Here is a 19,065-nt window from a genome sequence, read left to right on the forward strand (position 1 = left end):
CTAATTAGATTCCCATTGCATAGTAGAACTAATTGCATTTTTTATTCTCTCTAATACATCCAAAGGATGACTCATAATTTCTTCTGTTGTAATTTCAAGTACACAGTAACCACTAATCTGCTCTTCAACTAACTTGTTTTTAAAAATACTCTCAGCTTCCTTATCCCACTTTTTAGCATCACTCTTAAATTGTTCATCGCGACAATATACAGTTACTCTATAAGGTTGAAAATACAGGACTAAACATTGTGCTAAATCATTTCTTGGTGCGTAGCCGGTTATATGATGAGGTACAGGTAAATCATTTTGCTGCTCCATTATACTAAGAAGTCTACGAGCAACAAAAGATAACTCAGAAGGTAATTGTATATCTTGCCAACTGAAGTCAGGATTTTGCCATTTCCAGTAATAAGTTGGTATTTCTACGGTTTTGTCGTTACTCTTTGGAGTCATATCAAGTTTAGGGAAGCTGAAGTTATTAATAAATTCATCAATACCAGCGAAATCTTTCCCAGCTAAATCTTTTACTTTATTTACTAAGTCTTTAATGGGTCTTCTACTATTATTAAATTTAGTTTTGAGTTGTTTTATCGAAGTTAAATAGTTTTTATAATCATTATTTTGTTGTTCCAAATTTTGTATTAGTTGAAGCTGTTCTTCTTTTAATATTTCAAGTTGCTCAAGCTGTTCTCTATCTTGTATATTTTGTTCTTCTAAATTTTGTTTTTCACTTATTATATATTGTAAATTTTGATTAGCTTCTTCCAATTGGCGATTTGCATCTTCCGCTTGTTGACTTTTTTCTTCATATTCTTCTCTTAAGCGTATTTGTTCTGCATTTTTATAGAATGGTCTTGGATTGATACCATAGATGCTTATCGTCTGTAATTCTTCGCGTGCTTTCACATATTTACTGAAAGCAGCAATTATACCTTTACTTAGACAAAATGAAAAAGTTGAAGATACAGCAGCTACACTAAAAGCAATAACAGGGATTGGAATTAAATCACGTACAAAAATAAAGTTTTGATTAAAATTTTGATTTCCTGACAAGACAGCTTGAAATGTCAATAATAAATCTCCAGGAAGTAGTATCCAAACAATTGGTGAAAATTTGATACCAATTAATGATATTTTTATTTTCTTATTTAATAATTCTGATTCATCTATTAACGTAGTCAAAGGTAGAGATGCTGTTACAAGTAAGCCAATTAAAGTTTTAATTGGAAATCCCCATAATTTATCAGTAACAGAGAGTCCGAATCTTTCGCCGAAAGAATATTCTAATATTGCTAGTTGTCCAAAACTTTGCAAGATTAAAAATAACACTAACATCGAAAAAATTGTGAACTGATATAGTTTTTGCTGTTGGTACCATTTTTCTAGTTTTTGGCGATATAGTGAATTTTCAACATAATTTTTATATACCTGTTCAACCAGTTGTATCTGACTATAATTATTTTCGTTCATAAATTTAATTCTCAATAACAAATATTAAAGAAATAATTTCCAACGTTTATCAACTTGGTGCTAATTGCTACATGTAAGTAATTAGTCAAAATTTATAAGATGAATTTTTAATCAAACTTTGAAGCTCTTATAATTGATCAAAAATCATTAATAAATAACTTTGCACCACATTTAAGGTCACAAATTTAGCATTTTAATGGAGTGTTCCATATTGTAAATACTTGTAAGTTTTATTTTTTCAAATCTTCAGGTATCTTACATGGAGGATAATCTGCTGTGTCTAAATACGTTTTTTCATACTTGGAAATTATTAATTCTTCAATCTCGCGGTCGACATGTAATCCTCCCCTATCACTTATCTCTGAAATTTCTTCTATTATCTTTCCGTCAACTGATTTTCCCTCACTAAACGCATCCACTGTTTGAAGTCTTCCTCTATCTCTTTGTCTAAATAAATTTCTCAATATAGGATATTTTTGATTAAAGTTGAAAAATTCTATTCTTCCAACCTTAGATGTTTCTTTTTCCCATACATATCGTTCAATACTTATATCGCTCCTAGCATCTCTCATTTCCACTGGTAGAGAGATTAAAAATATAACGCTTTTTATATTTTGGTCATGTATCTTTAAATTTCTTTCCATACTCAATGTTAAAACCGAATTTTGACCCTTAATTTTCAACCATTTCCAGGCTAGACAAGTATCTTTTTTTGTGTAAAAAAAACCGTTTTTAAATTCATCTATACGACTGATTGTAAAAGTATTAGGTTGACTTGAAAATGTAACAAAACTTGTAATCTTAGGTGTATACTCTTTGCCAGATAATAAATTTTCTTTATTTAATAGCTCTACATTGACGTTGACTGGTAATCTCAGAAATAACTTTTTAGGTGAACAACTATTACTTCCAAAGACACGGCTAAAAATAAAATCATTTAATTGTACGCTCTCTTTTTGGGCATCTTGGTTCGCCGCAAATTCACATTTGCTTTGACAAGATGTAATTATTAAATTAACCAGGACAATAGTTGTAATAATTACTAGATATTGGGAAATATTTTTTATTAACACTTCATAAATCCCTATATATTTTATATCTGCGAAATCAGCAATACTTCTCTACTGAAGACTATAAATAGTAGTATTGATTTATATCAGTAATCAGCAAGCCTTAGAGAACTATACAATTACCTAATGTTAATATATACAGTTTTTATTTGGTTAATACTAGTGTAATACAAATTACTTCTACAAGGTTCTAAATATTTGCGAACTTTTTTATTCTTATTATTATTTGAATTAAACAAAAATTACGAAATATTTTCTGTAACTATATTTTTAAATCACTTTATGGAAAGTATATGATAATCTGATGTTGTCAATTTTTTAATAAGTTAATCCTTATTATAGGTCGAAAAGTTAGATTGTATTTATTCAGTAAATACCAGAAAAATCAAAGATTATTTGGGGTAATTCAAAATTATTGGTGCGGGCGATACTTGTTCTTGAAATTCCTTTATCATGTGAAATTACTTTAAAATTATCCACTAAAAAATCTGACTCAAAAGCTTCATCTCCAACATCCACAATCTCATCATATATAGGGCATATTAACTTGATTCCCAGACTCAGTCTGGGAATCACAATTTAGAGGCTCTGCCTCTTGGCTATGATAAAAAAGAGTCAAAAGTAAATTATCAGCTTGAAACAGTCATCATATCCGTAGGAAATAAAACCCCACCATCCTGTGAAATTACTTTAAAATCATCCACCAACAAACCCGACTCAAAAGCTTCATCTCCAGCATCCACAATCCCAATTCCCACCTTGTAGGTACCAGCTTCTGTAAACTCATAAGTAAAATTATCGTAGCCAGTTTCTAGCTCAAATCTTGTTGGAGATACAACCGAAGCGCTGCTGATGTCTGCAATCTTAATATTAGTACCAGATTCAAGATTAGTATTTGGGATGACAGAAACAAAAGCAAAATCATTAAATGTACCGGAGTCACCTTCAGAAACAGTTTCATTTGTCAATAGACTAAAATCAAAACTTAAAATATCTCCAGCTTCAACCACAACTTGTTTTTGTAAAGCAGAACCTTCAGTTGTATCTCCATTATCGATTAAATCGATCGCTCCAAGATTTAAATCCAAAAAAGCTTCGATTTCAGTATCGCTGACAATACCCAAAGCAGTAGTTATTAAGGCTTGAAAATTTCCTTCTGTTGGAATACTGCCAAATTCTGCCGTTTGGGTACTAGCATTACCAATAGCTTTCCAGCTATTAAAGTCACCATTCTCAAATCCCCCGTTTCTTACTTCTCCACTTCCCAATAATTCAGCGATCGCTAAATCTGCTTGAATAAAACCAAATCCACTTCCATCATCAAAACCAGAATCAAACTCAGGAGTAAATGGATCGTCCATATCCAAAGCAGTACTTTCCAAAGCTTGATAAATTTCTGCAGGAGTTGCATCGGGAACTGCATCCAACATCAAAGCCGCAACTCCAGCTGCATGGGGAGCGCCAGCTGATGTTCCGAAGAAATTAGGTAAGCCATCACCGTCAGTATCGTTACCAAAAAAGGTATTGTTAGTCCCGTGGGGAGCAATAATTTCCGGTTTCTGACGCAGTTCAAAAGTCCGCGTTCCATCGGTTTCAAATAAAATCGGGGTCGGACCAGCAGAAGAAAAAGATTGTAAATTTGGTGGTACGACTCCAAACTCCGGGGTTTGATCGTATAATGCGACCCCCACAGCTTCCGCTCCAGCAGCATTAGCATGTCCGTATACCGTGCTGCTATTTGTATCAAATTCATCAATTGCCACACCCCCAAACAGGACATATTTCATTAATTCGGGATTGGGACCGTCCGATTTGGTAATAGCAAGATTGAACTGATTCGTACCAAAACTACCATCATTGGTGAAGGTAAATACTTCTACGGGATCGCCACCAACATTACTATCTGTACTTGAAGCTAATATATTGGTACCAGTGCTGTCATACAGAAAAATATTCAAGTCATTTGGAGAGCCAGATCCACCACTTACTGAGAAAAATGGCGAATCCCATTGAAAGGAAATACGAATTGTTTGACCCTCAAAAACATTAATGCTTTGGAAAGTATCTACTACCGCTCCCGACTGGAAATCATGAAATTCACCACCCGATGTTGCTTCAAACTGACCGCTAGGGTTAAAAGCACTTTCATAGGAACCGCGACCAGTGCTTCCCGCTGCAGCAAAGTATGATACCCCATCAGCCACCACTTTATCTACAGCCTGAGCAATTACTCCATCTTGGAACATCGGTTCCCGTAAATAAAGAATGTCATCAACTATGATATCGGCTCCAGCTTCTGCTAATTCAGTAACAGCATCGGCGAAACCAGCTTGGCTAGAGACTCCTGTATGAAAAATAAAATCAGCACCAGGAGCGACATCATGAATTAACTGAATCATTGCTCGTCCTTCATCAGAAGCAATGATAGCTGATTCCTCAAGTACATTTACTGGAATCGTATTACCTAGAGGATTACCAGCACCGGGAAGATCGCCACTAGCGATATCATCATTGGCTCCACCTAAGGTATTAAAACTGTCGGACAATACTCCTATGGTTACACCACTACCATCTACATTAAACGTATTTCGTGCTTCATCTGCACGCATCGCGAGATCCCCTTGTCCCGTAACCGATCCCACGTTGGTGATCAAAATATCTCTATCTTCTTGTAAGACAAACGAAACAGAAGGATTTTCTGCTACCAAATCTCTATTATTCGAACTCATTAGCCTTCTTCCCACCCCGGTTACTGTTACGCAAGCAATACGAACACTCCACACACCGAGTCAACACAATATCTTGCGATCGTTAATAGTTAATTTATTTTTAGTGTTGAAAAAATATTATGCTGTTAACAGTATCCCATGATTGATGAGTAATGAGTAATAAGTAACGAGTAATGTTAGCAAAGCGGGGCGCTTAAGCGCACAGTAATGAGTGAGTAGTGAGTAGTGAGTAATACCTCTGTCCTAAGTTAGAGGATTTATTAATTGAACCGATTTTTTATATTTTAATCATAGGTGAGCATGTATTAACTTTACACCCGTTCACAGATAATGCTGATGGGATTTTACTTGTTACTTGTTACTTATTACTCATTACTTATTACTTAATAATAAGGTGCATTAAAGCATCAACGATACGTTCTTTTTCCATGGGAATAATATCCTTTGCATGCATCATCTCTTGGGTCATTACATAGTGCACAAGAGTACCAATCATAATTCTTGCTGTTGCTTCCGGATCGGGAATGTCCAATTCAGGGTGGGAAGCCAGGTATTTTGTCAGTGTCTCAAATACCGGTTTAACCATGCAATTAATACAAACCTTAGCTAGTTCTGGAAAGCGACCAGATTCTCCAATTAATAATCGCTTAAAATCCCGATATTTATCATTAGATGTCATTTCTTCTAATGCTTTGATCGCAAGCTGACGTAAGACAATTTTTGGTTCCCCTTCTAAAGGTTCTGTACCAAACACTGATACAAACTTTTCTCGCGTCATTTTTTCTATTAAAGCTTTAAATAAACCTTCTTTTCCTTGAAAGTGACTGTATACCGTCGCCTTTGAAACACCAGCAGAAGAAGCAATCCGATCCATGCTTGCACCAGTATAACCATGGGCTAAAAATTCTTGCATCGCCCCTTGAAGAATTTTTACAGATTTATTACTTAAGCCTATTGTTTCAACGTCTTGAACTCGAATATGTGCCATTATGTTTTATTTAACTTTCTTCTTAAAGCATATTAAAGACAACTGGATTCCGAACAACTTATTTTGTTCTAAATACTTTTCCAACAAAAACTTAAGATGCAGCACAACTAAATTTACTCTAATTATGTTTGTATAAATTACTCATTCTCAGCATTGGTAACTGTCAAGGAAAATGGGGACACCACATAAGCGCCCCAAAATTTTTACACAAATTGAAACTGCTAAGAGTGAACTTGAACTAGTCAGTTTAGTTTAGTTATATTATATATGAAACTAAACCGTTTAGTTGGAAGGGTGGAATAATTAATGTTGCAAAACTCAAATGTCGAAAGTTCTTCAACTAGGAAGGTATTAAATATACCAATACTCGCAAGCGTGATAGCTGTCTTAATTGCAGGTGGGGTAAGCATATATGCGATTGGGCGTTTTCGTGCTTCTAATACATCTATGTCTTCGGAATCTGTTTCAACTCAAGTAGAAATTACAACAGTTAATGCTTTGGGAAGATTAGAGCCAGAGGGAGAAGCAATTAAACTTTCTGCACCTGCATCATTTGAAGGAAATCGGGTCGAGCAATTGTTAGTTAAACGGGGCGATCGCATTAAAGCAGGACAAGTGGTTGCAATTTTAGATAGTCGGGACCAACTTGCAGCAACAGTAGAAGAAGCCAAACATCAGGTGGCGATCGCCCAAGCAAACCTGGAAAAAGTAAAGCTTGGTGCAAAAAAAGGTGAAATTCAAGCCCAACAAGCAACTATCAATCGACTTCAAGCCGAAAGAGAAACAGAAATTCAAGCCCAACAAGCAACTATTAATCGACTTCAAGCCGAAAGAGAAACAGAAATTCAAGCCCAACAAGCAACTATTGAAAGATTAGAAGCACAGCTAGCCAATGCTAAAACAGAATATCAACGCAATCAATACCTTTACCAACAGGGAGCATTATCAGCATCTTCCCGTGACAGCAAACGTTTAGAATACGCAACCGTCCAAAAGCAAGTAGCTGAAGCCAAAGCCAACTTGAGACGAATCAAGTCATCCAAACAACAACAACTCACCGAAGCCCAAGCTAACTTAAAACGCATTCAAACATCACGGAAGCAACAAGTCATAGAAAGTCGGGCAACGTTAGATAGAATTGCGGAAGTTCGTCCTGTAGATGTAGCTGCAGCCCAAGCAGAACTCAACCGTGTAAAAGCTTCTCTGATAAGGGCAAAAGCTAATTTAAAGCAATCCTATATCCGTTCTCCCCAAGACGGTCAGGTATTTGAAATTTATACCCGCCCTGGAGAAATTGTATCAAACGATGGAATTATTGAAATTGGGCAAAACAGTCAAATGTATGCTGTAGCAGAAATATATCAAAGTGATATTAGAAAAATTCGTCCAGGACAAAAAGTAAAAATTTTTAGTGACTCTCTCAATAGTGAATTAGCCGGAACCGTAGAACTAGTCGGCTTGCAGGTCAAACGCCAGGATGTAATAAACGCCGATCCTTCCAGCAATATTGATTCCAGAATTGTGGAAACTCGAGTCAGACTCGATGAAGAATCCAGTAAGAAAGTCGCTAACTTTACCAATCTACAAGTCAGAGTGGAGATTCAGCTATGATTGGATTTATTGGAAAAATTAGGCGCAGAATACCCCTCGGATGGTTGCAACTATCTCATCATAAAGGTCGTTTTTTAGTTGCAATTTCTGGAGTCGCCTTTGCAGACTTACTAATGTTTATGCAATTAGGCTTCCAATCTGCTTTATTTAACAGCGCCACTCGCCTACATAAATCTTTACAGGGTGACATAGTAATTTTTAGTACTCAAGCTCGAAACTTTACTGATATGTCCACTTTTACCCGGCGAAGACTTTATCAAGCAATGAATGTACCAGGAGTAAAATCTGTAGATGCTGTTTATGCAAATACAATCAAGTGGAGAAACCCCCAAACTAAAAATAGAAATAATTTATTAATTGTTGGCTTTAATCCAGACCAAAAAATATTTGATATTCCCGCAGTTAATAGTCAAATACACAAGACGAAACTACCAGATAATCTATTATTTGATACCAAAACTAAAGGTGAATATGCTGAAATTATTTCTCAAGTAAAACAAGGAAAAAGCGTTACTACTGAAGTAGAAAGACGAACTGTTACAATCAGTGGTCTATTCACCATTGGTTCTTCCTTTGGTTCTGATGGTCACATAATGACTAGCGAACAGAATTTTCTACGATTATTTCCAAGAAGAGAAGCCGCTAGCGTTAGTTTGGGTGTAGTCAAGGTCAAACCAGGAAAAGACCCTAAAGTTATTGCGGATGCGTTGAAAACTCACCTAACACAGAGTGACGTTCAAGTTTTAACCAAAGAAGAATTTATTGTCTTTGAGAAAAATTATTGGCAAAAAGCTTCACCTATTGGCTTTGTCTTTGGCTTAGGTACAGCCATGGGATTCACAGTTGGTGTAATTATCGTTTACCAAGTCCTTTCTACCGATGTGAATGCTCACATCAAAGAATACGCTACCTTCAAGGCAATGGGGTACCGAAATCTCTATTTGCTAGGAGTCATCTTTGAAGAAGTCTTAATTTTGGTTATATCTGGCTTTATACCGGGTATGAGTGTATCTATCGGGCTTTATGCTTTAACCCGTCAAGCCACAAACTTGCCTGTATTTATGACCGTTTTACGGGCGATACAAGTACTAATATTAACTTTTGTAATGTGTATGATTTCTGGAATGATTGCTACTCGTAAAGTTCAATCAGCTGACCCCGCAGATATGTTTTAGATTTGGGTCTTGGGAATTAGCCTTAGCAGTAGTATGGTATTAACCATAAGCATTACGCGCCGCCCTACAGCATATGGCGTTATGGGAATATAGAGATTTGCAAAATACAAATTAAGATACAGGTGTAGTTTGTGCAAAAAAGCGCATGGGAAAAATAAGCAATGATAAAAACTGTAATATCGGTTAAAAATCTCAATCACTTTTTTGGTAAAGGTCAATTACAAAAACAGGTATTATTTGATATTAATTTAAATATTAATGCTGGTGAAATTATTATTATGACGGGACCTTCCGGTTCCGGTAAAACTACGCTTTTAACTTTAGTTGGTGGTTTGCGTTCTGCTCAGTCTGGTAGTTTGCAGGTATTGGGAAAAGAACTATGCGGTGCAACATCAACGCAATTAACTTTAGCGCGGCGTAACAATGGCTATATTTTTCAGGCACATAATTTACATGAAAGTTTGACTGCACTCCAAAATGTGAAGATGGGCTTGGAATTACACGAAAACATTTCACCAGAAGAAATAAAAAAGAGATCAATCGAAATGTTAGAAATGGTGGGACTAGGAGAACGTATCAACTACTATCCCGAAAACCTATCCGGAGGACAAAAACAACGGGTAGCGATCGCTCGTGCTTTGGTAAGTCATCCGAAAATAGTACTTGCAGACGAACCAACCGCAGCTCTTGATAGTAAAACTGGTCGAGATGTGGTTCACCTGATGCAAAAACTGGCAAAGGAACAGGGTTGTACAATCTTGCTAGTGACTCATGATAACCGCATTCTTGATGTTGCCGATCGCATTATTCATATGGAAGATGGAAAACTCGCAAATACACCCGATTTGAGTCAGGTTGGTTAAGTAAGATTGCTTATAGAATCAAAAAAATTAATAAAACTAAAAAATTAATCAACCTAATGTTCTGTAAGCCAATTTTCTAGAAATCAATTTTTTGGATTTATCCAAATTGAAAGAAATCACAGAATTTTTCCACTTTTATTACTGCCTACTTCCAAAAAAGGCGACATACTCATATCACATAAAACTTACAGCCATCAGAATACTAGAATTACTTCTACTATTCTGGTGGTTATTCTTAAAAAAATATTTGTCAAAGACATATTCATACTTGAAACAAAAAATCTTAACTTTTAATCTTTAAAATTTAAAGCATGAAAATTTTTTCCAGTTCCAGGTTAAAACAATCTAAGTAATGACAAATAAACCAACACAAGCGATGAGTGCTGAAAGTCACACAAGTAATTATTTGAAACATTTATTTACTTCATGTCACAAAAAAATAAACAAACAACCAAATAATAATAAGAAATTTGAATTTTTAACAGGTGCAGCCATAGGAATCTTTGCTGCTTTACCTGTAGCCTTCGCTTCATCTGTTCAAGCTGCGCAGGTGGAAATTATCCCTAGTTCGCCCAAATTGGGTCAGTCTATTTCTGTTGAAATTACTCCTGATAATTCAGCTAATGGTGGAAATTTAAAGGTAGTTAGTAATGGGGAAACCTACCCAGTATTTCCTATCGCCCCTAATAAATACCGGGCTTTTATTCCCACTACCCCATTACAAAAACCTGGGAGAAGAGTTGTTCGGGTTTACGGTGATGGACCGACACGAAATCTTGCCGTATGGATAGGTGATCGTAGATTTCCCACCCAACGTATTTGGTTACCAAAGAAAAAAGCAGGTACCAGAGCAACAAAAATGGAACTTCAGCGAGTTAAAGAATTCAAATCACTGACAACACCAGATAAATTTTGGGATGGTGCTTTTATCAGGCCAAGTAAAGCACGTATTTCTACTATCTATGGTGTACGTCGCTACTACAATGGCAAATTTGCACATAATTACTACCACCGTGGCGTTGACTACGCAGGTGCACAGGGTTCTCCCGTAGTTGCCCCAGCTGGCGGTCGCGTCGCTTTGGTTGGTAAAGAAGCCGCAGGTTTCCTAGTTCATGGAAATGTTGTAGGCATCGACCATGGTCAAGGTTTAACCAGTATTTTTATGCATTTGAATGGCATAAAAGTAAAAGAAGGTGACATGGTAAAACCAGGTCAACTGATTGGTACCATCGGTTCTACTGGCGCTTCTACTGGTCCCCACTTACACTGGGGTTTGTATGTAAACGGACAAGCTATAGATCCAGTAACCTGGCGAAATAATGCAATAAAATGATACAGATGTAATTAATACGTCTGTTGTGTTACAGTCTCCTTTTAAGGAGACTATGCAGGCAAAATCAAGCTATAGGTACCGTCCTTTCCTTACCCGGGTGGCTTAAAAATATGAGTGTTATGAGTATCGAAAAAATTGTTGAACAAGCTCTCCAGGATGGTTATCTGACCCCAGTCATGGAAGCTGAGGTCGGACGCATTTGCGACCATGCTTCGGAACTTTCTATTGAAGAGTATATGGCGCTGGACAGATTAATGGGAGCGCTCCTAACTGGTGAGGTAGTGGCGGTACCTCGCAAACAGTTTATTAATGTTATGGAAGAATTGGTTTTGACCGAGGCGATCGCGCGGGTTGCTGAAATCGAAGCCACTAGCGAGCGCAGTTTAGATGTGGGTGATATTGCGGCTTATGCTCTGAATCGATTACCACCTCTGTATGCAACAACCGAGGAAGGTGCTAATTACCAACGTCAGCATGCAAAGGAGCAATTACAAGAGCTAATCCTCCAGCAAATCGGTGAAGCAATTGCTCGAAACCTGGATCGACCAAACGATGATCGAACCCCAGTAATGGCTAAAAGCAGTGGGAATGAAGTCCTGCGTCAAGTTAGTACTTTACTTCAAGCCTATGCTCCCCACTTTGAACAGAAATAAACATTTACTTGGGATTCAGAGGTCACAATATACTAACCAGGAGCATAGAGAAAATGATTTCCTATGCATCCTGTATAAATATTAGGTATGTCCAAACAATAACTCATGCCCAAAGTTTTTTATTGTTACTTTTAGGGCGCACCGAAGTGCGCCTGTAGAAATTGTGGTGATATTTTTAGTTGATAGTTTTTTCTATTAGAAATTTCCTTAAGTTCAGGAATCACTGGCGTACTTCTACGGGGGTACCCATAGTAACTTGCTTATAAAGCATTAACACATCCACATTACGCATTCTCAAACAGCCATGGGATACAGCCGTACCAACCACATCATAATTCGGCGTACCGTGGAAACCTATGTAGTTTCGACCATCTGACCAAAACCCAATCCACCTCAGTCCCAAAGGGCTATCAGGTCCAGGAGGAAAGACCTTATCAGTAATTGGATGACGCCAGGAAGGATTGACAACTTTCTGATTTACTTGAAAAGAACCTGTAGGAGTTTCCCAACCTTTTTTACCTATTCCGGTGGGATAACTCGCAATTGTTGTATTTCCACGATATACGTAAACCCGACGATCGCTTAAATCAACTGTTACTTTGATAGGTCCGGAAGCAGGGTTAGATTTTATTGATTTTTGGGGAACTGTTTGGATTGAAAATAAATCAAACAGGTTATCTACTGTCCGGTTTTGTGGTGAGATTCGTGCGATTCCTGTTGTTCTTGCTTCAGAAGTCTTGACCCGTGATGATGTTTCATGGGGACGATTCATAGCTGTTTTGGATTGCGCCGAACTGTCAACGTACCATTTTGTTATTAAAGACAAAATTGCAGTTCCAAAACAGAAGAACACTAAGGTTTTAGCTATATATCCGTTTCTTACCATCAGTATTACCAGTTTGATTTCCCAAAATCCAAATATTTGCGCGACCTTTACTTACTTCTTTACTTTGCCAGTGCGATCCCTGTTATTGAAAATTGTCAATCTAATTTAATATTTGATTATATTTACTGAAGGATAATATATCGAAATTTTACATTCTTTTATCATTTTTTTTACGGATTTGCCGATATGGGTGGGCACACTAGTGATGTAGATATTGCGAACTTACCTGAATTTAATATAAATGTTCTTTCTGTTTTCAGGGGTATTGATTTTCGGAACTACTAATTTTCGGGACTATTAAAACTTAGGTAAAGCTATCGCGATCGTATTTTTGTGGTGTGGGTGAGAAAAATCATGTTTGAAAAACTGTTTCTAGCTTTTATAATTACACTTTCTCTAAATTTTGTGATTGACCTTTCTACGTTTAACAAAAACAATACTGGTGCTGATGAGCCTTCTGGGGTACCCTTTAACGAAAATGTTTTTGTACAAAGACTTAAAAAAATTGATACAGCTACTAAGTAGTCACGTAAATGTCAATGGGTAATGGTCAGTTATTAGTATTGCATATTCGTAAGTAGCATCAAGGTGAAGATACAGTTAGGGAAATTCAGCCTTAAAGTCCTGATTATTGAAGGATAAAGCCATATTTCTTATATAAGATTTACGCAAAGTATAATCACACTTATATACTTCGGTGTTACAGTAATTAATCCGTCACTTTTGCTTGGAACTTCTTCAGAAATAACGTGTCTAATTGATAGGGATGATTTAAAGCCAGTGCAATCTATGAGTCAATCAATTCCTGTATCCTGGTCAACTGTTGGCGTCAAAGTTCCGGAAAACTCAGTGCAAGTTGACCAACTCTCAAACCACGATCTAATCCTGCGTTGTCAAACAGGACTGCGCCCCGACCGTGTTGCTTTTGCAGAGTTGTTAAAACGCTATCAATCTCAAGTAGATCGAGTTTTATACCACTTGGCCCCAGACTGGTCTGACAGGGCTGATTTAGCTCAAGAAGTGTGGATTAGAGTGTATCGCAATATTAATCGCTTACAAGAACCAGCTAAGTTCCGGGGGTGGTTAAGTCGAATTGCGACTAATCTATTTTATGATGAGCTACGCAAACGGAAGCGTGTCGTTAGTCCCTTATCCTTGGATGCACGTCGCACCGTGGATGATGGTGAAATGGATTGGGAAATCGCAGGTGATACCCCCGGTCCAGAAGAAGCATTGACCACACGCGAATTTTATGAGCAACTACGGGATGCAATCTCCGATTTGCCAGAAGTGTTCAGAACTACTATTGTCCTGCGAGAAATTGAAGGCATGCCATATGAAGAAATCGCAGAAATTACCGGGGTTTCTCTAGGAACTGTAAAATCAAGAATTGCTAGAGCCAGAGCTAGATTACAAACACAATTACAAAAATACTTGGATGCCTAGATACTTTGTCCCCAGGATATTTTGTCTAGTTGTCGATGTGGATTATGTTTAAGAATCTTTACTGCAAGCAATTTAATTTGTATTTGCAAACAATTTGATTTCCTGATTATTTGATTTTCTAATTGTAAGCAAAGTAAATATTTAAGTTAAGAATTGTTCCTAGTAAATTGGAGTGCTTCCAGGAATGCATCTAAAGATTGATTAAGTTCTGATGCTTTTGGGTATCTATACCCGTATATGAATTTGTAATAATGTTAATATGACTACAGAGTATCAGTTTGAAGACCGTTCCAATTTGCCACGATCTCAAGGATTGTCAGAGGGAATGGAAGAACACACCAATCAATCAACAGGCGCTATGGATATATTGAAGCGCGATCGCTTCGAACTATTGAGTGCTTACCTCGACGGTGAAGTAACTGCAGCAGAACGTCGATTAATCGAGCAATGGTTGGATAATGAACCTGAGGTTCAACGTTTATATGTCCGTCTGCTTAAACTGAGAAAAGGTTTGCGGACGCTACCAGTACCAGAGCAGCAGCCTGTAGAAGAGACTATTAAGCAGGTAACAAAGCGTATAAGTCGTGGCTATCGTCAAGCGATAATTTATGGTGGTGCGGCAATTGCTGCCTGTGTAATTGGCGCTATGGGCAATTTGCTTTCCGGTGGAGAAGGTGCGCTCGTGCAAATGGCAATCCGGGAACCACAGCAGCAACCTTCATCACCAAACGATACTTCGTTAATGGTTGCAATCAACTCACCGGTTTTCCCCATACCGAAAACGGAAATATCTCCAGATAAAGCAGTAGGAGAAATAGGAAACCCAGGTTGGGATGTGGATGTTAACGACAATGGTTTTAATTAAATCGGTCGAAAATTTCTCATGTTATCGTTAAAAATTTCAATGGGGATCGACTTTTAAATCGGCAAATCAATAATCAACATTTTTATAAACTAGTGGAGGCGTTGTAATGCAGCGCCTCTTCGATTTTTTGCGGGTCTCTTCTGTGTCCTTCTTGTATCCTGGCTGAAGCAGGTGTGAAGAAAGAGTATTGCAAAGTATGCAACTCCTAATACCAAATCCAATTTTTAAAACTCCTTTATATTTTTTGGGATTTCCCCCCACACTCCCCACACTTCCCACACTCCCCACACTTCCCACACTCCCCACACTCCTTCGTCTCATTCTTAAAAGGAGGTTAATTAACGGTTTAGTGTAACTCCTAGCTCCTGATTTCAACATCAAGAGATAACAAAACAATCTTCCATTTTTAAACCGCATCCACTCCACCATCCATCAGGTAACAGTACGCCGTTAAAACTAGCTATTTTATCTAGACTCATAAAATAAACCCAAGCTAAACCGAGACTTTCTCCTTGGGGAGCAAAAATTTCAACTTGGTGGCGGTTATAAAGATTTTCGGAAGGAGTTCGCCCAGGAAGATAATCTTCCAACTCATCCAATTTAGATAAGATCCTCAATTGCTGGAAACTCAATAAATAGCCATAAACTAAGCGCGACCCCACAGCCATACCAGGATAACCTACACCTAGGTCGAACAATTCCCCGATAGTGTAAGCCGGTAACACTCCACCATTACAATTATCTAATTTACCCGCACAATACTTGGGATAGTTACCTTCACCAGGCTTAAGGGTGCCGTAGACAAAAACTCTGATGGATGATATAATTTTTGCTTCTGATTCAGGCATGAGTTGTTTAGTCAGCACATTACTTTGCCTAGCGTTTAGAATATTTAGGCAGGCAAAATCAAAATTATATATCCAGTAGGAGTTTTTTGGTGGATTCCCGATACAGACCAGCAGAAATTGAGGCAAAGTGGCAGAAGAAATGGGTAGAAACTGGCTTACATAAAACTGATACAGACCTTAATAAGCCAAAGTTTTACGCCACCTCTATGTTTCCTTATCCATCGGGTAACCTACATATGGGTCATGTCCGTAACTATACAATTACTGATGTGATTGCTCGTTTCAAACGCATGCAAGGATATCGAGTATTACATCCGATGGGATGGGATGCTTTTGGTTTGCCTGCTGAAAATGCTGCGATAGATCGAGGCGTTCATCCTTCGAAGTGGACTTATCAAAATATTGTCCAGATGCGCTCGCAACTGGAACCTTTGGGTTTATCCATTGATTGGGATTGTGAGGTCGCTACCTGCTCCCCGGATTACTACAAATGGACCCAATGGATATTTTTGCAATTTTTAGAAGCAGGTTTAGCTTACCAGAAAGAATCAGCAGTTAATTGGGATCCAATCGACCAAACAGTATTGGCGAATGAACAAGTAGATAATCAAGGTCGTTCTTGGCGTAGCGGAGCCCAAGTAGAAAGAAAATTATTGCGACAGTGGTTTTTCAAGATTACTGACTATGCAGAGGAGTTACTTAACGATCTTGATAAATTAACAGGATGGCCCGAACGGGTCAAATTGATGCAGGCAAACTGGATTGGTAAATCAACAGGGGCGTATTTGGAATTTCCCATTGTGGGAATGGAAGAAAAAATCGGTGTTTATACAACCCGACCAGATACGGTTTATGGGGTTAGCTATGTCGTACTCGCACCAGAACATCCTTTGACCGAGAAGGTTACAACTCAAGAAAGAAGACCTGCGGTAGAAACATTTGTCCAAGAAGTTGCCAACCAAAGTGAGTTGGAACGTACTGCTGAAGACAAACCGAAAAAAGGAATTGCCACTGGCGGTAAAGCTATTAACCCATTTAACGGGGAAGAAGTACCCATTTGGATTGCTGACTACGTGCTTTACGAATATGGTACTGGCGCAGTAATGGGAGTACCAGCACATGATGCTCGAGATTTTAAGTTTGCCAATAATTATGATTTACCAATTGAGTTCGTAATCGCAGACCCCAAAGCAGTTGGCGAGCAAGATATTTCTCCATCAGCAGATGATGGCGAACAAGTGATCCAGGTAGAATCCACCGAAGCCTATACCGAAGCTGGAATAGTCATAAATTCCGGTCAATTTACTGGGATGTCGTCCGAATCAGCAAAACAAGCAATTATTGAGTACGCCGAAGATAAAGGTTTTGGTAAAGCACGAGTACAATATCGCTTGCGGGATTGGCTAATTTCTCGACAAAGATATTGGGGTACGCCAATTCCAATAATTCACTGTCCTGATTGTGGTGTAGTTCCAGTACCAGATGAAGATTTACCGGTGCAGTTACCAGAAAACGTTGATTTTTCTGGACGTGGTCCATCACCATTAGCCAAGCTGGAAGACTGGGTCAATGTACCTTGTCCGAATTGTTCTACTCCAGCGAAAAGAGAAACAGATACCATGGATACCTTTATTGATTCCTCGTGGTATTTCTTGCGCTATCCTGACGCCAAAAACGAGCAGAAAGTCTTTGACTCAGCCAAAACCAACGACTGGATGCCGGTAGATCAATATGTTGGTGGGATTGAACATGCTATTTTGCACCTACTGTATTCGCGATTTTTTACCAAAGTATTGCGCGATCGCGGTTTACTGAACTTTGACGAACCCTTCCAACGTCTTTTGACTCAAGGAATGGTACAAAGTTTAACTTATAAAAACCCCGTAACTAATAAATACGTTCCTGCTTCTAAGATAGATCCAAGCGAACCGAAGGATCCAGACACCGGCGAATCCCTGCAAGTCTTTTACGAAAAGATGTCCAAGTCAAAATACAACGGCATCAAACCAGAGGAGGTGATTAGCAAATATGGGGCAGATACAGCAAGAATGTTCATTCTGTTTAAAGCTCCTCCAGAAAAAGACTTAGAATGGGAAGATACAGATGTGGAAGGACAATTCCGCTTCTTGAACCGAGTCTGGCGCGTAGTCACAGATTTTGCTCCCAAATATCCTTCGTTGGCAAGCAAGCAAGGGAAATTAACTAAACCCGAAAAAGACTTGCGACGGGCAATTCACACTGCCATTAAAGAAGTCACAGAGGATTTGGTTGGTGATTACCAATTCAATACCGCGATTTCGGAATTGATGAAGTTAAGTAACGCTCTGAGCGATGCTGGTTGTAAAGATTCTTTTGTTTATGCAGAAGGCGTTCGTATTTTAGTTAAATTACTAACACCATTTGCACCACATATTGCAGAAGAATTATGGCATCAATTAGGGTATACTGCTTCTGTTGGAGATCAAAGCTGGCCAACTGTCGATCCTAAAGCCTTAGTTGTTGATGAAATAACCTTGGTAATTCAGATCAATGGTAAAAAACGTGGTGAATTACAAGTATCAGCACAACTCGATAAAGCTGGCTTGGAGAAATACGCCCGGGAATCAGAAGTTGCTAGGCGGTATATCGAAGACAAACAAATTAAAAAGGTAATTGTTGTTCCCGGCAAACTAGTTAACTTTGTCGTTGGTTAAATTACCCCGAATCACACTTTCTCACATAAACACACTAATACGATGTCCACTAAATTATCCGTACAACCTGAAGAACCCCCTCCGGATTTTCCTCTCCTGGCTCCTTACCTGTGGCGCGCAGTAAGCCACATATTGGGTGGTCACGGCAGAGGAGGACCTCCTGGTTACGGATAATTAGTTGACATTAATCGCATAATTTGAGCTTCGCGCAAATTAGTTTGTGCGTGGATTACATTTTTAATTCGCTTCTTAACCGATAAATCGCGGAATGTATAACAGCTTTTCGCGTGAATTTTGGATTTTATCCGAGAGCATTATTTATATAAAGGTTAAGGCAAATAGATCTCTATCCTTCGAACGCAGGGTAGCTATTACAGCGTTAGATGAATAAAGCCCTTCAAACTTATAGGGCGAAATATCCTCATTCAATAATCC

General features: G+C 38.1%; 18 protein-coding genes. 10 read left to right on the forward strand and 8 right to left on the reverse strand.

The window, feature by feature from the left end; all coding sequences use genetic code 11:
* The 5 genes from BC008_RS23090 to BC008_RS23105 all read right to left on the reverse strand — a co-directional run bounded on the left by BC008_RS23090 (window position 1) and on the right by BC008_RS23105 (window position 6,257).
* A complete protein-coding gene (locus BC008_RS23090; protein ID WP_027845481.1) occupies window positions 1–1,470 on the reverse strand; it encodes a hypothetical protein in 1,470 nt (489 codons plus the stop codon).
* A gap of 230 nt (window positions 1,471–1,700) precedes the next feature.
* On the reverse strand, window positions 1,701–2,543 hold the full coding sequence (locus BC008_RS23095; RefSeq protein WP_027845480.1) for a hypothetical protein: 843 nt from the start codon (window positions 2,541–2,543) through the stop codon (window positions 1,701–1,703).
* Window positions 2,544–2,906: 363 nt separating this feature from the next.
* Window positions 2,907–3,116, reverse strand: coding sequence for a hypothetical protein (locus BC008_RS49655; protein ID WP_161938147.1), 210 nt, complete (start codon window positions 3,114–3,116; stop codon window positions 2,907–2,909).
* 53 nt (window positions 3,117–3,169) lie between these two features.
* Window positions 3,170–5,269 carry a S8 family serine peptidase gene (locus BC008_RS23100; RefSeq protein ID WP_058183893.1) on the reverse strand — a complete coding sequence of 700 codons (2,100 nt, stop codon included), beginning with the start codon at window positions 5,267–5,269 and terminating at the stop codon, window positions 3,170–3,172.
* 379 nt (window positions 5,270–5,648) lie between these two features.
* Window positions 5,649–6,257 (reverse strand): TetR/AcrR family transcriptional regulator, encoded by a 609-nt coding sequence (locus tag BC008_RS23105; protein WP_027845479.1) that lies wholly within the window; start codon window positions 6,255–6,257, stop codon window positions 5,649–5,651.
* A 306-nt stretch (window positions 6,258–6,563) separates the two neighbouring features.
* Here BC008_RS23105 and BC008_RS23110 point away from each other — a divergent pair, with 306 nt between their 5' ends.
* From BC008_RS23110 to BC008_RS23130, 5 genes are all read left to right on the forward strand, one after another.
* Window positions 6,564–7,868: an HlyD family efflux transporter periplasmic adaptor subunit gene (locus tag BC008_RS23110; RefSeq protein WP_058183895.1), complete on the forward strand. Its 1,305-nt coding sequence runs from the start codon at window positions 6,564–6,566 to the stop codon at window positions 7,866–7,868.
* On the forward strand, window positions 7,865–9,043 hold the full coding sequence (gene devC / locus BC008_RS23115) for an ABC transporter permease DevC (protein ID WP_027844503.1): 1,179 nt from the start codon (window positions 7,865–7,867) through the stop codon (window positions 9,041–9,043). Before BC008_RS23110 ends, devC begins: the two co-directional genes overlap by 4 nt.
* A gap of 161 nt (window positions 9,044–9,204) precedes the next feature.
* Complete coding sequence (locus BC008_RS23120; RefSeq protein ID WP_036266404.1) at window positions 9,205–9,906, forward strand: DevA family ABC transporter ATP-binding protein; 702 nt, start codon at window positions 9,205–9,207, stop codon at window positions 9,904–9,906.
* A 352-nt stretch (window positions 9,907–10,258) separates the two neighbouring features.
* Window positions 10,259–11,239, forward strand: a complete 981-nt coding sequence (locus BC008_RS23125) for a M23 family metallopeptidase (RefSeq protein WP_235595914.1) — start codon at window positions 10,259–10,261, stop codon at window positions 11,237–11,239.
* A 119-nt stretch (window positions 11,240–11,358) separates the two neighbouring features.
* Window positions 11,359–11,892: a late competence development ComFB family protein gene (locus BC008_RS23130; protein WP_027844506.1), complete on the forward strand. Its 534-nt coding sequence runs from the start codon at window positions 11,359–11,361 to the stop codon at window positions 11,890–11,892.
* 220 nt (window positions 11,893–12,112) lie between these two features.
* Here the strand turns inward: BC008_RS23130 and BC008_RS23135 are convergent, their stop codons facing one another.
* A complete protein-coding gene (locus tag BC008_RS23135) occupies window positions 12,113–12,784 on the reverse strand; it encodes a L,D-transpeptidase (RefSeq protein WP_058183897.1) in 672 nt (223 codons plus the stop codon).
* 348 nt (window positions 12,785–13,132) lie between these two features.
* Here BC008_RS23135 and BC008_RS50705 point away from each other — a divergent pair, with 348 nt between their 5' ends.
* The 3 genes from BC008_RS50705 to BC008_RS23145 all read left to right on the forward strand — a co-directional run bounded on the left by BC008_RS50705 (window position 13,133) and on the right by BC008_RS23145 (window position 15,089).
* Window positions 13,133–13,303 carry a hypothetical protein gene (locus BC008_RS50705; RefSeq protein ID WP_201026161.1) on the forward strand — a complete coding sequence of 57 codons (171 nt, stop codon included), beginning with the start codon at window positions 13,133–13,135 and terminating at the stop codon, window positions 13,301–13,303.
* Between the two features lie 264 nt (window positions 13,304–13,567).
* Window positions 13,568–14,224 carry a sigma-70 family RNA polymerase sigma factor gene (locus tag BC008_RS23140; RefSeq protein ID WP_027844507.1) on the forward strand — a complete coding sequence of 219 codons (657 nt, stop codon included), beginning with the start codon at window positions 13,568–13,570 and terminating at the stop codon, window positions 14,222–14,224.
* Window positions 14,225–14,483: 259 nt separating this feature from the next.
* Window positions 14,484–15,089: an anti-sigma factor family protein gene (locus BC008_RS23145; protein WP_058183899.1), complete on the forward strand. Its 606-nt coding sequence runs from the start codon at window positions 14,484–14,486 to the stop codon at window positions 15,087–15,089.
* 66 nt (window positions 15,090–15,155) lie between these two features.
* Here the strand turns inward: BC008_RS23145 and BC008_RS50710 are convergent, their stop codons facing one another.
* Window positions 15,156–15,410: a hypothetical protein gene (locus BC008_RS50710; protein WP_201026162.1), complete on the reverse strand. Its 255-nt coding sequence runs from the start codon at window positions 15,408–15,410 to the stop codon at window positions 15,156–15,158.
* Between the two features lie 56 nt (window positions 15,411–15,466).
* Entirely contained in the window at window positions 15,467–15,937 is a 471-nt protein-coding gene (locus tag BC008_RS23155; RefSeq protein ID WP_027844508.1) for a gamma-glutamylcyclotransferase family protein, read from the reverse strand.
* Window positions 15,938–16,026: 89 nt separating this feature from the next.
* Here BC008_RS23155 and leuS point away from each other — a divergent pair, with 89 nt between their 5' ends.
* Entirely contained in the window at window positions 16,027–18,630 is a 2,604-nt protein-coding gene (gene leuS / locus BC008_RS23160) for a leucine--tRNA ligase (protein ID WP_027844509.1), read from the forward strand.
* A 42-nt stretch (window positions 18,631–18,672) separates the two neighbouring features.
* On the forward strand, window positions 18,673–18,804 hold the full coding sequence (locus BC008_RS52165) for a hypothetical protein (protein ID WP_268768243.1): 132 nt from the start codon (window positions 18,673–18,675) through the stop codon (window positions 18,802–18,804).
* Window positions 18,805–19,065: the final 261 nt, after the last annotated feature.

This window comes from Mastigocoleus testarum BC008, from assembly GCF_001456025.1.
Taxonomy (GTDB): Bacteria; Cyanobacteriota; Cyanobacteriia; order Cyanobacteriales; family Nostocaceae; genus Mastigocoleus; species Mastigocoleus testarum.